Origin of the sequence: Gluconobacter wancherniae NBRC 103581 (assembly GCF_007988885.1) — a bacterium.
Lineage (GTDB): Bacteria > Pseudomonadota > Alphaproteobacteria > Acetobacterales > Acetobacteraceae > Gluconobacter > Gluconobacter wancherniae.
Window position 1 is genome coordinate 1385755 of record NZ_BJUZ01000001.1, and the last position, 13511, is coordinate 1399265.

Annotated in this window: 14 protein-coding genes and 1 pseudogene; 8 read left to right on the forward strand and 7 right to left on the reverse strand. The window is 55.6% G+C overall.

The features are described from left to right. The first annotated feature begins 59 nt into the window (after positions 1–59). Positions 60–953 carry a LysR family transcriptional regulator gene (locus GWA01_RS06485; RefSeq protein WP_146795617.1) on the forward strand — a complete coding sequence of 298 codons (894 nt, stop codon included), beginning with the start codon at positions 60–62 and terminating at the stop codon, positions 951–953. Between the two features lie 254 nt (positions 954–1207). Here the strand turns inward: GWA01_RS06485 and ihfB are convergent, their stop codons facing one another. The 3 genes from ihfB to GWA01_RS06500 form a co-directional block, all read right to left on the reverse strand. Then, the gene (gene ihfB / locus GWA01_RS06490) at positions 1208–1513 is read right to left on the reverse strand and encodes an integration host factor subunit beta (protein ID WP_146795094.1); all 306 of its coding nucleotides are present in this window, start codon (positions 1511–1513) and stop codon (positions 1208–1210) included. 34 nt (positions 1514–1547) lie between these two features. Continuing rightward, entirely contained in the window at positions 1548–2408 is an 861-nt protein-coding gene (sppA, locus tag GWA01_RS06495; RefSeq protein WP_229316025.1) for a signal peptide peptidase SppA, read from the reverse strand. A gap of 177 nt (positions 2409–2585) precedes the next feature. Continuing rightward, positions 2586–3062, reverse strand: coding sequence for a MucR family transcriptional regulator (locus GWA01_RS06500; protein WP_146795098.1), 477 nt, complete (start codon positions 3060–3062; stop codon positions 2586–2588). Positions 3063–3534: 472 nt separating this feature from the next. Here GWA01_RS06500 and GWA01_RS06505 point away from each other — a divergent pair, with 472 nt between their 5' ends. From GWA01_RS06505 to GWA01_RS06530, 5 genes are all read left to right on the forward strand, one after another. Then, complete coding sequence (locus GWA01_RS06505) at positions 3535–5787, forward strand: FUSC family protein (protein ID WP_146795100.1); 2253 nt, start codon at positions 3535–3537, stop codon at positions 5785–5787. 177 nt (positions 5788–5964) lie between these two features. Beyond that, on the forward strand, positions 5965–7257 hold the full coding sequence (locus GWA01_RS06510) for a tyrosine-type recombinase/integrase (RefSeq protein ID WP_146795102.1): 1293 nt from the start codon (positions 5965–5967) through the stop codon (positions 7255–7257). A gap of 662 nt (positions 7258–7919) precedes the next feature. After that, the gene (locus tag GWA01_RS06515) at positions 7920–8126 is read left to right on the forward strand and encodes a hypothetical protein (RefSeq protein WP_016738202.1); all 207 of its coding nucleotides are present in this window, start codon (positions 7920–7922) and stop codon (positions 8124–8126) included. 543 nt (positions 8127–8669) lie between these two features. After that, positions 8670–9320, forward strand: a complete 651-nt coding sequence (locus tag GWA01_RS06525; protein ID WP_146795104.1) for a hypothetical protein — start codon at positions 8670–8672, stop codon at positions 9318–9320. After that, the gene (locus GWA01_RS06530; RefSeq protein ID WP_146795106.1) at positions 9317–9964 is read left to right on the forward strand and encodes a hypothetical protein; all 648 of its coding nucleotides are present in this window, start codon (positions 9317–9319) and stop codon (positions 9962–9964) included. Before GWA01_RS06525 ends, GWA01_RS06530 begins: the two co-directional genes overlap by 4 nt. Before the next feature lie 142 nt (positions 9965–10106). On the opposite strand, the gene GWA01_RS06535 is transcribed toward GWA01_RS06530, so the two are convergent. The 4 genes from GWA01_RS06535 to GWA01_RS06550 form a co-directional block, all read right to left on the reverse strand. Beyond that, entirely contained in the window at positions 10107–10505 is a 399-nt protein-coding gene (locus GWA01_RS06535) for an outer membrane protein assembly factor BamE (protein WP_146795108.1), read from the reverse strand. 89 nt (positions 10506–10594) lie between these two features. Continuing rightward, the gene (locus GWA01_RS06540) at positions 10595–10891 is read right to left on the reverse strand and encodes a hypothetical protein (protein ID WP_007284191.1); all 297 of its coding nucleotides are present in this window, start codon (positions 10889–10891) and stop codon (positions 10595–10597) included. A 6-nt stretch (positions 10892–10897) separates the two neighbouring features. Then, on the reverse strand, positions 10898–11122 hold the full coding sequence (locus tag GWA01_RS06545; RefSeq protein WP_146795111.1) for a hypothetical protein: 225 nt from the start codon (positions 11120–11122) through the stop codon (positions 10898–10900). Positions 11123–11287: 165 nt separating this feature from the next. Beyond that, positions 11288–11926, reverse strand: coding sequence for a LexA family transcriptional regulator (locus tag GWA01_RS06550; RefSeq protein ID WP_146795619.1), 639 nt, complete (start codon positions 11924–11926; stop codon positions 11288–11290). A gap of 191 nt (positions 11927–12117) precedes the next feature. Between GWA01_RS06550 and GWA01_RS06560 the strand changes: the two genes are divergently transcribed. Then, on the forward strand, positions 12118–12360 hold the full coding sequence (locus GWA01_RS06560; RefSeq protein WP_146795117.1) for a hypothetical protein: 243 nt from the start codon (positions 12118–12120) through the stop codon (positions 12358–12360). A gap of 91 nt (positions 12361–12451) precedes the next feature. Further along, positions 12452–13300 (forward strand): annotated as a pseudogene (locus tag GWA01_RS13330) (FkbM family methyltransferase). Positions 13301–13511: the final 211 nt, after the last annotated feature.

Here is a 13511-nt window from a genome sequence, read left to right on the forward strand (position 1 = left end):
CGGGTGACATGGCCAAGAACGACGATGATCGCCGAACCACAGAACGCGGAGATCATAAAATGGACTGGGACAAACTGCGGATTTTCCATGCAGTTGCAGAAGCGGGATCATTCACGCACGCCGGCGACAGGCTGAGCCTCAGCCAATCCGCAGTCTCACGCCAGATTTCCGCACTCGAAGAAGTTCTCCGTGTTCCGCTGTTTCATCGTCACGCCAGAGGCCTGATCCTCACGGAACAGGGTGAAGTCCTGAACCGCACCGTCAGGGAAGTCTTCTCCAAACTTGCCCTGACACAGGCTTTCCTGAGTGAGAGCAAAGAGCGCGCCGCAGGAAAAATCAAGATTACCACGACGACAGGGTTTGGCCTTTCCTGGCTATCCCCTCGCCTTCATCGCTTTCTTGAAATGCACCCTGACATTGAAGTCACGTTACTCCTAGAAGATGCCGATCTTGATCTGGGCATGCGTGAGGCGGACGTCGCGATCCGTCTGCATCCGCCAACCCAACCGGATTTGGTCCAACGCCATCTCGCAAATTTCCCGATGCCAATTTATGCCAGCCCGGAATATCTGGAGCGCTACGGTACACCAAAGACAATCAAGGAACTTGCCGATCACCAGATCATCGGATTTGCTGGATGGCACCTTCCGCTCCCAAACGTGAACTGGCTTCTTGACCTTCTTCGTCAGGAAGGCCTCGCCCATCGCGGCGGCAGGTTGGCCATCAACAACATTTCCGCAGTTGCTACAGCGATAGCCGCTGGAACAGGTATCGGTTCTCTTCCCCTTTATGCAGCAAGCGCACACCCGAATCTTGTGCGAATACTGCCGGAACAAAACCTCCCGCTGGTGGAAGCATATTTCGTATATCCCGAGGAATTAAGGACCTCAAAGCGAATAGCTGTTTTCCGGGATTTTCTTCTGACTGAAATCAGCAACCTCAAAAATCACTAATCCAGATTATCACGGAAGCCCGCATGCTGGATGGGCTTCCATAGAATTTGGGAGTCTCAGCCTCAGGAATAAAGACAAACCATTACGATCAATCAATATTACAGACCACTAAACGCCTTGCCAATTTCAGCATTATTTCTTTTTGAGAAAAAATATTTGATACCCAAAAATAACTTCAAAATCACACGCGAACTTAATCCGAAATACTCATAGAGTTACTTTAAATATTTCTCTCAAATTTTCTGATTCTGAGATCAACCTAACTTACCATTATGGGCAGCGTTCTGGTTAACGCGCTCTCGAAGTTCTTTACCAACCTTAAAAGATGGAACGGACTTTTCGTCCACATCGACGGCTTTGCCCGTCCTCGGATTACGCCCCACGCGAGCATCACGCTTTTTGGCAGCAAAAGCACCAAACCCGCGCAACTCTACACGATCTCCCCTTGTCAGAGCAGCAGCGATTTCATCGAAGATTGTCTCGACGATAAGCTCGACATCACGTGCAGGAAGGTGAGGATGTAGCAGCGCCAGTTCTGCAATCAGTTCCGATCTCGTCATTTCAGAAGAAGTCCCGGTTGCAGCTAAAGATAATTCAAAGTTGCAGGATCGCAACGGGACCGTCAAGCCACAGACTTGCTGCCCGCTCCTTCAAAAAAAACTCAGCCTGAGTGCCAATCATCCACTCCAACATAGCGGAACGTCGGCGACCGAAAAGATTTTCATACCAATGTTGATCATGAGCCGGCAGAAGAGCCGCAACAGGATAATCAGAGCTCACATGAAGCCTGTTATCCAGCCAACGCCTCGCAACGTTTTCATCTCCCAACTCATCAACCAGATTCAATGCAATCGCCTGATGCCCTGTATACGCACGGCCATCCGCAAGTTCTCGAACTTTCTCTACGGGCATATGGCGACCATTCGCCACCATTTGCACGAACTGACCAAAAAGATCATCAACCAGCCCCTGCAACATTGCCCGCCCCTCAGGCGTAAGGGCGCTCGTCGGGTCTGTCTGATCCTTCATTTTTCCAGAAGTTATGGCATCCATAGCCACACCCCATCTGGAGAGGAGCCCAGAAACATCCGCGCGCTGCATGATAACACCGATGGAGCCTGTCAGCGTAGATGGCCGTGCAACTAAATGCTGAGCGGGAACAGAGAGCATATAGGCGGCAGAAGCCCCCATATCCCCCATCGAAACCACAACCGGCTTCACCGCCGCAAAATTCGCTATGGCATCGTGAAGGCGCTCGCCCCCCGTAACACCACCACCTGGGCTATCAACCACAAGCAGAAGCCCCGTCACGGAAGGCGACTTCTGAGCTTTTGCCAAAGCATCGGTAACGCGCGAGACATCGTTTTTGATGACTCCACGTATAACGAGCCGCGCAATATGAGGCTTAGTACTCGCTATAGTGGATCTGGAGCTAAAATGCTTTGTCGATACAATGCAAGAAAAGACAAAACAAAAGATCGCTGCAATGCGCCAGTAAAGAAGCCGACGACCGTTCAACAAACGGATTACCGGAGAATCGGTATCAGGCCCCACGCAACCACCTTTTTGAAATCACTAATTACTCTTTCCCGAACCGAGTATCAGGAAAGAGCAAATAATTATTTTTAGAACTTAGCTCTTGGTACGACCGCGACGAGGACGGGCTTCTACATCGTTATCTGAGCTGACAGCATCTGAGGTCGCACTAATTTTACGACCAAGACCAATTTCACGCGCCAGCGCAGATCTACGCTCTGCATAACTTGGAGCAACGAGCGGATAATCGGAAGGTAGCCCCCAGCGTTCACGATACTGCTCAGGAGACATGCCGTAAGCACTCTGAAGATGTCTTTTGAGCATCTTCAGCTTCTTACCGTCTTCAAGGCAAACAATATAATCAGGGAATACTGATTTTTTGATGGGCACAGCTGGTTGAAGTTTCTCAGGCTGAGGAGCTTCAACCTGAACACCCGCCCCGGCAAGCGCATCGTAAACCTGGCGAATAAGACCAGGAAGAGACCCAGCGTCCAAGGACCCCTTAGAAGCCTGAGCTGCTACGATCTGAGCCGTCAGCTCCAGAAGGCTGGTATTACCCTCGCTCTCGGACATATTCGTATACCTTTTCAAATCAGATTCAGCGATAACATAGCGCTTTCCACTGACCACACAATACTGTCCATAAACAAATACTTCAATACCCAATCAGTAAGCACTGACATGCGATGACAAAGGTAACATTTTATAACGTCTACAATTGCATTAATTTTACCCCACGGTATTCACCTTACCCCGTGAGAAAAATTCACATGAATGCTAAATTTTTTCAAAAAATTATTAAATATTCACTAAAATAAATTATTCATGATATATATATCATAGTGATATTTATATATTTTATTTAAATGACATTTAATCAGTAACGTTTATAAATCAAAAAAGGCAAAACGATACTTTTAAAAATATAGAGAAGCGCCGATAAGGACATTAAAGACACTTCCGAGTGGGAAATTTTTAAAAGGCACTTGGATAGTCAATTCTGCCCTCGCCCCGAAGCACTGTTTGTGCCTAATAGATGTCTGCAATGAGTGGTAGCAGCACGATTAATGGCGCTTCATCTGCGCCCTCCCCCAACTCGAAACCGCCAAAGGTTTCCAGCTGGAGAACCGCATTCAGCAGAACTCGCCAAAAGCCATTCCTGTGGTGGATTTATTCACCGTCTCCTTCCAGCGTTACTTTTGCCCTAAGAAGCACGATTGCTGCGTGCCTCTCCTTGGGCATTGCGTTCTGGATGGAACTGGACAGCCCAGCATGGGCTCCCATGACAGTCTGGGCCGTGGCACAAACAACCCGGGGCGAAAGTCAGTCAAAGGCCCGCTGGCGCATCATTGGGACTATCATCGGTGCGATCGCAGCAATTGCGTTCATGGCACTTGCACCACAGGCGCCATGGATGTTTTTTCCGCTAATCGCGATATGGATCGGTCTTTGCAGCGGATTCGCGACATTCGTCAGCAACTTTCGCTCTTATGCCCTTGTTCTTGCAGGATATACTTGCTCCATCATCTGTATGGATGCAGCGTCCAATCCTAATGATATTTTCTTCGTCGCCGTCTCCAGAAGCACATATATTGTTTTAGGCGTGCTGTGCGAAGCGTTGATGGGATTCATCTTTGCAACAAGCCAGGAACGTCAGGCACGCGCGCAAATGCGCGATAAACTAGAGTCGGCATTGATCCTTGTTTCGCGCACCCTGAAAAGCATTCTTGGTGCCGAACGAGGAGCACTGACGGCAGCACGGAACCAATTCGGGACCATTCTAACGATCAATGATCAAATCGAGTTTGCCGAAGTCGAAATGGGCCCACACGGCCATGAAGGTGACCACGCTCGTGCAGCGTTAGCGGCTGTCTCCATTCTGCTCTCCCGTGGCTTTGGCATGGCCACACGCCTACAACTTCTGAGCCATGATCATCCCGCTTTTGAACAGGTAGCAGAAGAAATCCTGCTCTTTTTAAAGTATTTTCCCGATAGACTTCCTCTATCTACAGAGGTCCCAGATCTACTCGCAGAACTGCAGCATCTGCGGGACCTATGCCGACAATATGCAGCGCCCCATCGCCACGACGATATTCTCACAAGCCTTGAGCCCGTTCCAGAATTAGAGCCATTTGAACTTGCTTCAGAACAAGGCGCTTACGCTCCGAATCTCGATGAGCGTGTTCTTTTCGTTTCTCTGGGCGAGCTCCTCGGCGACATGGAACTGGCAATCGTCGAATACGAAGCAAGCACACATATTATCCGCGGTGACCATTTCCATTTCCAGAGACAAGGTCATCGCGACACCAGGGAAGCCATACATAACGGTATTCGTGGCGCCTGCGTCGTGATGATCACTGCGCTGATCTATGAAGTTACTGCATGGCCTAACGGGCTAGGCTTCATAGCAATCACGACGCTTGTCTGTGGACTATTCGCCACCAAAGAAAATCCGGTTCTGGGCACGACGGAATTTCTCAAGGGAGCCTTGGCAGCCTACGCGATGGCGTGGCTTCTCGTGTTTGTTCTAATGCCCAAAGTGACAACCTACGAAACGTTATTTCTTTTCCTTGGACCCGCAATGTTTCTTGGCGGCTTGGCAAAAGGTAATCCTGCAACTGCTGGTGGATCAGCAGCTTACGGCTTGCTCCTACCTGCAATGCTTGGACTTCATAACCATAGCATCATGAACGAGATGGCATTTTACAACGGGAACATGGCAACCGTTCTCGCTGTTTGCATCAGTGTCATGGTCTTTCGAGCAGTATTGCCCTTCAGCAGCAGCGCTGAGCGATTTAGATTACGCCGCGTAATGCTGAGCGAACTGCGCGGCCTGGCTCAACCCTCTCATAAACCTGAAATCAGTGCATGGGTTGGGAGAAACACGGATCGCTTTGCACGCCTCATCCGGCACGCGGGCCCTACCCCGCTCCCACTCATCGAAGCGTGCATTCAAGGGACACTTGCGACACTGACACTTGGACTGAACGTCATCCGCCTCAGAACCCTGATGGATCGGGAGTATCTTCCTGAAAGCGCTCGTCGCCCGATTCAGTTGGTGCTTCAATACGTTGAGCATTCCACACGCCGCCACGACAAAGCGGCACGCGTAGCAAATGCCGCAGTGCGCCGCCTCCGAGCACTCGATGCACTGGAAACAGATCTCATCACACGTCTGGAGATGACGCGCGCAATCACCTATCTCGTCGTGATTGCTCACACGATGCAGACAAACGCCGATTTTTTGGATGCCGATAAACCATTTACAGGCGAACACAGCCAGTTAGCGAAAAACTAATTTTTCAGCATTTTGACGGAGAGGGCGTCCGCCGATGTAGGGCGTCACGGAAAGGCGGATCGGCGCAATAACCATTGTTTTTGATGGCTTTACAGAAATTTATGCCCTCCTGAAGAAGCAGATAGACGCATTGAAACCTATCCCGTAAGGTGGGACGGAAGATGGGACTGAAAAGCCATGAGCAAGCTTCCGCCGAACCAGATGAATGCCCGCAAGGTCGCCTCCCTCAAAGACGGGGTTCACGGCGATGGCGGAAATCTATGGATCACTGTCCGGGGCGACACCCGGGCCTGGACCTTCCGCTACAAAAGCCCAAAGACCGGCAAAAGACGGGAGATGGGACTCGGTCCCGCCCGGGATATTTCTCTGGCCGATGCCCGGCTCCGGGCGACCGAGAACCGGCGCCTGCTTCTGGAAGGGCTCGACCCTCTCGAAGAGAAAGCCCGGCAGAAGGGAGAAACCGTTCAGGAGCGCACCTTCGCGCAGGTTGCCGAGCAGTACATCACCGAACAGGCGCCGGGCTGGAAAGATCCGCGCTCGGCCCCTATGTGGCGCAGCTCTCTCGAGCGTCATGTCTATCCCGTCCTCGGCTCGAGGCCGATTGGCAGCGTCCAGACAGAAGACGTGCTCGCTGTCCTGCGACCGATCTGGGAGAGCACGACCGAAACCGCAACACGGCTGCGTGGACGGATGGAGCGCATTCTGGACTACGCGCAGAGCCATCACTGGCGCGAGGGAGAGAACCCGGCCCGCTGGAGGGGGCACCTGGCCAACATTCTCCCCAAACCCACGGCAGTCACAAAGGTGGTGCACCATGCCGCCTTGCCCTATCGCGACCTCCCGCCAGTCTACAGCCGGCTCGGCGCCGAGCATGGTGTAGGAGCTCTGGCCGCACGGTTCGTCTGCCTGACCGCAACCCGCTCTGGCGAGGTCCGCAAGGCCCTGTGGTCGGAGATCGATCTGAAGAAACAGATCTGGACCATCCCGGCCGAGCGGATGAAGGCCGGGCGGGAGCATCGTGTGCCCCTGACGAGCGGAGCGATGGCGCTGCTGTATAAAGTCCAGACCCTGAGATCCCGTTCCGGTGAGGACAGTTTCGTCTTTCCTGGTGGCCGGGTCGGTTCGCCGTTGAGCGATGTCGCGGTCTCCAAAGCCCTCCATCAGGCCGCAGGCACGAAGGATGTGACGATCCATGGTTTGCGCTCCAGCTTCCGGGACTGGGCGGCCGAAGAAACCGACTTTCCACGCGAGGTCGCCGAAATGGCTTTGGCCCATGCCATCGGTGACAAGGTCGAGGCGGCCTATCGCCGGGGGGATCTCTTCAACAGGCGTTCAGAGATGATGCACGCCTGGGAACGCTTCTGTGCCGGGCAATCCAGTGAGGCGGCCCCGGTGCCTCCGCGTCCCAATCCTGACAGCGCCCCGCTTTTCACCTGGAAAGACTCTGAAATCGGGGATCCAGACACCTGAACGGGCCTCAAACTTCCGAAAATTTTTCCGGGTCAGAAATGGTTTCAGCGCCTTCAGAACCCCGTCTCCGTGTCTGTGGCAAAATGCATGAACTCTGCCGATCGCACTGAAAACCCACCAAACGCCCGATGACGCGTCATCCATGCGTCATGTCGCCATCGCGCGGACCCGGGATGCGTCATTCAAGCGTCACACGCCGAGAGCGGATCAGAGCGATACCCGATCAGCAACCTCAGACCATGGCAATCCGCCATGAAATCGGGCTGCCAGATCGCTCAAGATGGCACGATACTGGGTTTTTGGAGCAAGGCTCCAAAAACCCTTTTAAAACAGTCCCTTAAAACCGTTTCATGTTCGTGCCCTGCCGTGGGCGTCCGCATCACGCTGTGACGCGTCATTCTAACCTGCACGCGCCCCCGTTCCGGGGTCGCGCCGCCCCTGGGGCGGCGGTGCAGAACTCAACCTCTCTTCCTCTCTCTCACGACGGAAAATGATCAGAGTGGTTCTGTCGTTTTTTTTGGCTTCGCAAGGGAGACCGGGCTGGTCCTCCCCCCAGATGAGCTCACGCGGAGCGTGAGCTGGAATGGTCGCCGTGCGACCAGAGCGAGGGTTTTCTCTCTCGTTCTCTCTCTGGATCTGCCTTCTTTCTGGAGCCTTTCGCAATGACCAGGTCATTCACCGAACTCGACACGCTTTTTGACGCCCATGCCGTTCTTGCCGGCGTTGTTCTTCCCACACTGCGCGATGTCATCGCACAGCCTGGAGCTTTCACCAGCGATACGCGGCTTGAGGGTACGCTGATCGTTCTGGCGCAGACCGTCCGTTCCCTGAACCGGGCGCTGACGGAGAACGCAGGAGACCGGACATGACGTCCTTCCTGCGCACGGACCTGGCTGTCCGCCTGATGGGTCTTGTCGCCTCCCGCGATCGCCCGGACGCTCCGCTCGGGACGACCGGGACAGCGATCTGTCTGTACGATCTTGTTTTGTCCCGGCGCGAACCCGTGCCCGTGGCTGAACGCGTGGGTCTGTGGTTTCCTGGTCGGAAGGCCGATCAGGACCCGGCCAATAGACAGGTTCTGCGCGACCAGATCCTGCAGCAGCCCATGCCAGATTTAACTGGTGCAGAAGAGGACGGCCCAGACAGCATCCTCTCTTCTTCTGTCCTTCTTCCGGATATCGTCCTGCTCATGGGGGCACAGGAGATGACCTGGGTTTGCAGCGGAAGATCGGTCAGGCGTTCACCCAGCTTCCGACCTGGTCCGTATTCATGCAGCCGCAAGACTGATCGAAGCACTCTGGACCGCCCAGGTCCCCGGGAGCGGCCTCCCGTATCGCCTGTAACGCCTGACACCACAGGCCGGACAGTGTCGGCCTGGCCCTTCATTTCATCTTCAAAAATCTGGAGGCTTTATGCTTCTCACAAAAACCCCGGTCGCTGCTACGACCGCGCCTCGTCACACGCGCTCTTTCTTCGAGCCAACACCGGACGACCTTCGTCTCTACCGCGAGCTAAGCCTGCGTTTGCGGGTTCAGCAGCCCAGCTCTGTGTTTCGTTATATTCCAACACCGGCGGGGCAACACCTGACCCGGCTTGGCGACTGCGGAACCTGGGCCTGGGCGGCAGTCATCAAAGCGGCCATGGCGTGCTGGAACGATCTGCCGACAGGAGGGAAAATTGCTGAAGATGGGACGCAGCTCAACTCCACGCCCGAGCGGATCGCCTGGGAAGCCCTGCGTCCTGTCGCGCCAGACGACATTACACTGGACGTCGAGCCCCGCATCCAGATTGCGGGGCCGGCACTCTTCTTCTCCGATCTGGGGATCCGGTTTCAGGATCGGGTTCGGTACGTTGAGGTTGTAGGCGCCTGCGGTGCGGACCGCGTGACGCGCAATGACTGCGAAGCGAATCTTCTGGCGCAGTTCGACCGAAGACTGGAGGTCTACCGGCAGAAGTGCCTTACGCCCGAGATCTGGTATCTCAACGATCTGCTTGAGCCAGCGCAGTTACAGAAGCGTTTCCTCGCCCTGGTAGCGCCGCTTCGCTCGGGAGGCAGATCATGACTCCTGGTCCGATCCGGCTGCCGCGCTGGCCCGTCACGCGCCTGAAACTGCTCGATATCACGCCGGATCAGAAAGGAGCGCCCTATGCGGGCGCTCCCGTCACCCTGCTGCAAAGGGATGGCTTTGTCGAAGGACGCAGCCTGCTCTGGTTGAGTGAGCCCCGGCGTTCCTCGGGTCATCTGGAAGAAAGTCCCGACGAGCATGGTCAGCCTGCCTTGACCATCAGCGATCCCCTGTTCCGGGCCCTGATGCCGGTGGATGCCCCGCGACCCTTTGTTCTGGCAGGGTTTCACATGTCGTTCCTGCATCGCGTGCTGGGTGGACCGCAGGACCGGCCGCCTCATGATCTCTGTCTGTACCGGCTCGCACGACAGCGGGCGTCCTGGTTGCGGCCGTGCGGGTTGCAGGAATCCGTCCTCGAACTGCGTACAGACCTGATGACAGAACTGACGCAGGACAGCCCTTTTCTGCGTTTGAACTGCGCAGCCGCGCTGCTTGAAACACTGCTGGAGTGGGAGCCGCTGAACCGGCTGCTGGTGCTGTCAGGCAACGTCGTCTCTCCACCGCCTGGCGAGGAGGAGCCTTTCGGCCAGGCCGCAGAGTGGGCCTGTCTGCCTCAAGGCCCTGCCATGCTGGAAGAGTAAGTTGCCAGCGGATGCGTCGATCTTGGTGCAGGACTGTTCCACGCTGCCCTCGGCCCCAGATGATGCATCCAGCTCCAGCTCTTCAGCGGCCTGGGTTAACCCCCTCTGCCTTCAACACCAGAGGGGATTTTCTCCTATAACCTCAGAACAGCCCGCTGCCGGTTTTGACGGCGGAGGCATTCATGGTGTGGTGCCAGACGACATCGCCGTTGAAGATCACGGTCAGGGTCTTTTCCGTACCATGGGTGCCCTGATGCAGATCGCCATAGAGCGGAATAAAATTGGCGGCGTCAGACGAGGCATTGGTGAACGCATAGCGCCACTGTTCATGGCCGCTGTCGGTGAACGTGCTCTCGCGTGGGTCTCCGAACAGGGCCCGGATCTGATCTTTGGTGGTCACACCATCATGGATCTTCTGGTCGATGGACGCGCTGGTCTCGTTTTTGAGGGTTTCGTTCCCTTCCGAGGCACAGCCTGTCAGGGCGATTAGTCCGCTGAGAGACAATGTGACGGTCAGGGTTCTAAGAAGACGTGCAGACATGCGGGATCCTTTGCTGTTTTTGCAAAAACAGTCGATGACGGGACAATTGGAAAAAAGCGGGCGACCTGCCGAAAAACGAACGGACTATCTCAGTCCAGCCCGCGAAGCCTGCGACGGTCTTCAGCGGCTTTCAGTTTTCGAAGAAACGGTTCGCGCGGAGCCGTCCAACAGCTCATGCCCAAAATGAACGCAAAGAGCGGATGCCAGGGCAGAGCTAGGGCGATGCCGCACAAAAGACAGGCACCCGCTCCGAACCACGAGACATATCTCAGCAGAAGCCGTGTCTCGTCTTCCTCGGCACCGTATTCTTCGAGATAGGCAGCCAGACGGGCCGCGCGTTTTGCTTCGGTCGCCTCGCTGTACAGACCGTCTGTTGAAGACGTCATGAGATCTTATCTCCCCCAGTGGGCATGGAAGACGACCCGGATCACCAGCGCCGTACCCAGCATCAGAGCCGCAGGCGGCAGAATGTCGCGGGCCTTCAGCCACGCGAACAGCCTGACCGACGAACCCAGGGCCAGAACGAGCAGGAGAAGAACGATCAGGACAAGGAGGACCGAGACGACCATGTCAGACGCCCCCTGACAGGCAAGAACAAGGGCCAGACCGGAAGACACAACAGGACAGAGACATCATCGCCAGCTCCTTGAAGCTCCCGTGTGGCAGGACGGCCCTGCACACAAAGTGAACTCAACAAGCCAGATGATCTACGATTTCCCGTGCATCGTCAATACGGATAAAAGCCTGTTCGTAGAAACAGGTTCCCGTATATCAAGAACGCCTCAAGGATGAGGCACGCCGCCGGTCCAGACCACTTCGCCGAGCAACTTGAAGCAGTCCAGGCGATCCGCCGCGACGTCCTGGGGCGGGTAGCGATGATTGTCGGCGATCACCCGGACCCCGCCACCGAGTTTAGGATCAAGGCGACGGACCAGGACGGCGCCAGCACTTTCGAGCGCATAGAGCGCGCTGCCCGTCACAGTCGTGACGCTTCGATCCACGATGACCAGATCACCCGAGGACAAAGTCGGCTCCATCGCATCGCCTGCATTGCTGATGAGGCAAAGGGCTGTGAGGTCCCGGGGAATGACGCTCTGCAACCAGTCGCGACCAATCCGGAGGCCATCTTCATGAGCATCATACCAGGGCACGACGATCTGACGGGTCGATGTGGTCTGGACCGCTGTCGCTCCGGCAGGTGAGCCGCCAACCGTGCCAAAGGCGATCCAGTCCAGGGACACGCCGCAGACCCGGGCCAGCGACGCAAGGGCGGAGAACTTCATCTCCCCGCCATTCATGTAATCCCTCAGGGTCGTGTACGGCACGCCCGCCGCCTTGGCGGCATGGGTGATGCCAATACTCTGGGCCGCTTCGCGGAGGCGCTCGCCGCGCTCGCGCATCAGGCGGATCTGGTCGTCCATGAGTTTACGCTTTCGCCTGGAATGTCGGGGCACGCAGAGAGTCCTCATTCGGAAATGAGGTATCAATACGATATTCCGCTTGATATATAAGTCGGAAAACCGTATCTCTTGACGTCGAAATGTTGCGTGGCCCGTGACTCGTCATCGTCAGATCCTCGCATGAAACCGATATTTTTGTCCAAGGGATTGTCATGCCTGAAGATCCACTGTTGCCACCACCCCGTCCAGCCGGTCTCGAAGAGCTGCATGCCGCTCTGCACGACGTGCTGCGTCTGATCGAGATCGAGCATGCGCTACTCAAAGGACGGTTGGAGAGTCTGCGGGCGGATACGGAAGGTGCGCGCCTGCTGGAAGGCGTGATGGTGCTGGGCGCCGTGCTACAGCAGCGGATGGGCGGTCTGCTCCAGCTTTGCCGCGAGGTCGGGAAGCTGTGACGGATCGGTCCATCGGACACCGCGTGTCCTGAACCTGCCGTTTGGCTTCGTCGAAGCCCCGTCATCCCTTCCCATACGGTCATTATCCCTTATGTCAGAATACTCAGACCCGTCTTCTGAGCACGTTGTGCTGGACGGACACTGTCTTGCGCGTGCACTTCCTTTTGGCTCCTATCCGCTGACAGAGGCGCAGACACGGATCCGGAAAGCCTTCTTCAACACGCCATTGGGATACAGCCGTCTGCGTCGGCCGTTCATTGAGCGGTTCAAGAAAGACTGCTCCTCAGGTCCTGTCGATGCGACCATGTTCGGGTTGAAGGTGCGATTTTACCCGCAGGATAACCAGACGGATGCAAAATCAGCGGTCTGTGGCGCGTGCTACAATCATCGCGAGCTGAAATGGCTGCGGCGTCATCTGCCGAAAGGCGGGACGTTTGTAGATGTCGGGGCGAATATGGGGTTCTTTTCGCTCTATGCTGCCCAGAGAGAAGCCCGCGTCATTGCCATCGAGCCGAACCCGGTTCTGTTCGAGCGGCTGGCCACCAATATGAGGCTGAACGGGATACGGGCCGATCTCTTGCGTGTGGCGGTGGGAGATTAGGAGGGCTCTGGTCAACTCGTGCAGGTGAACAGGGATTTTGGCGGTGGTCGGATTGGTGCGGGACACGGCGCTGCGGTGCGTATCCGTCCGCTTGTGGACATTCTGCAGTCCTGCGATGTGACAGCCGTGCATGTGCTGAAGATCGACATCGAGGGCTACGAAGACAGGGCGCTGCTGCCGTTTTTCCGCGAGGCACCAGCGGCGTTGTGGCCCGATCATCTCATCATGGAAGACACCGAGCATGGGCAGTGGGCCCAGAACGTCTTTCCGGTATTACGCCGCTGTGGGTATGAGCGCCGCTCCCGTAGTCGGGGGAATATCCTGCTCTCCCGGTTCTGAGTGATGGTGGTGAGGAGAAGCTTGTCAGCTTTTTTTTTTGGGGGGGGGGAGCGGAAGGTCTGCTTTCAGTTACCAAATCCGTGATTGGGGTCATCACCTAATTTTGGCATTAGAGATTGACCGAAGCGGCAGACACCTATGTCTCCCCACCGCCGACGCTTCCCAACCAAAAAAGGTTGTCAGTATAACGTAAGTTCAATTAGGTAATTAT

Bases quoted from the DNA above. Each gene is read 5' to 3' on its own strand.
- GWA01_RS06505 (WP_146795100.1), top strand. From the start codon at position 3,535: ATGAGTGGTAGCAGCACGATTAATGGCGCTTCATCTGCGCCCTCCCCC.
- GWA01_RS06560 (WP_146795117.1), top strand. From the start codon at position 12,118: ATGCCTGAAGATCCACTGTTGCCACCACCCCGTCCAGCCGGTCTCGAA.
- GWA01_RS06510 (WP_146795102.1), top strand. From the start codon at position 5,965: ATGAGCAAGCTTCCGCCGAACCAGATGAATGCCCGCAAGGTCGCCTCC.
- GWA01_RS06530 (WP_146795106.1), top strand. From the start codon at position 9,317: ATGACTCCTGGTCCGATCCGGCTGCCGCGCTGGCCCGTCACGCGCCTG.
- GWA01_RS06535 (WP_146795108.1), bottom strand. From the start codon at position 10,505: ATGTCTGCACGTCTTCTTAGAACCCTGACCGTCACATTGTCTCTCAGC.
- GWA01_RS06500 (WP_146795098.1), bottom strand. From the start codon at position 3,062: ATGTCCGAGAGCGAGGGTAATACCAGCCTTCTGGAGCTGACGGCTCAG.
- GWA01_RS06515 (WP_016738202.1), top strand. From the start codon at position 7,920: ATGACCAGGTCATTCACCGAACTCGACACGCTTTTTGACGCCCATGCC.
- GWA01_RS06485 (WP_146795617.1), top strand. From the start codon at position 60: ATGGACTGGGACAAACTGCGGATTTTCCATGCAGTTGCAGAAGCGGGA.
- GWA01_RS06550 (WP_146795619.1), bottom strand. From the start codon at position 11,926: ATGGACGACCAGATCCGCCTGATGCGCGAGCGCGGCGAGCGCCTCCGC.
- GWA01_RS06525 (WP_146795104.1), top strand. From the start codon at position 8,670: ATGCTTCTCACAAAAACCCCGGTCGCTGCTACGACCGCGCCTCGTCAC.
- GWA01_RS06540 (WP_007284191.1), bottom strand. From the start codon at position 10,891: ATGACGTCTTCAACAGACGGTCTGTACAGCGAGGCGACCGAAGCAAAA.
- ihfB (WP_146795094.1), bottom strand. From the start codon at position 1,513: ATGACGAGATCGGAACTGATTGCAGAACTGGCGCTGCTACATCCTCAC.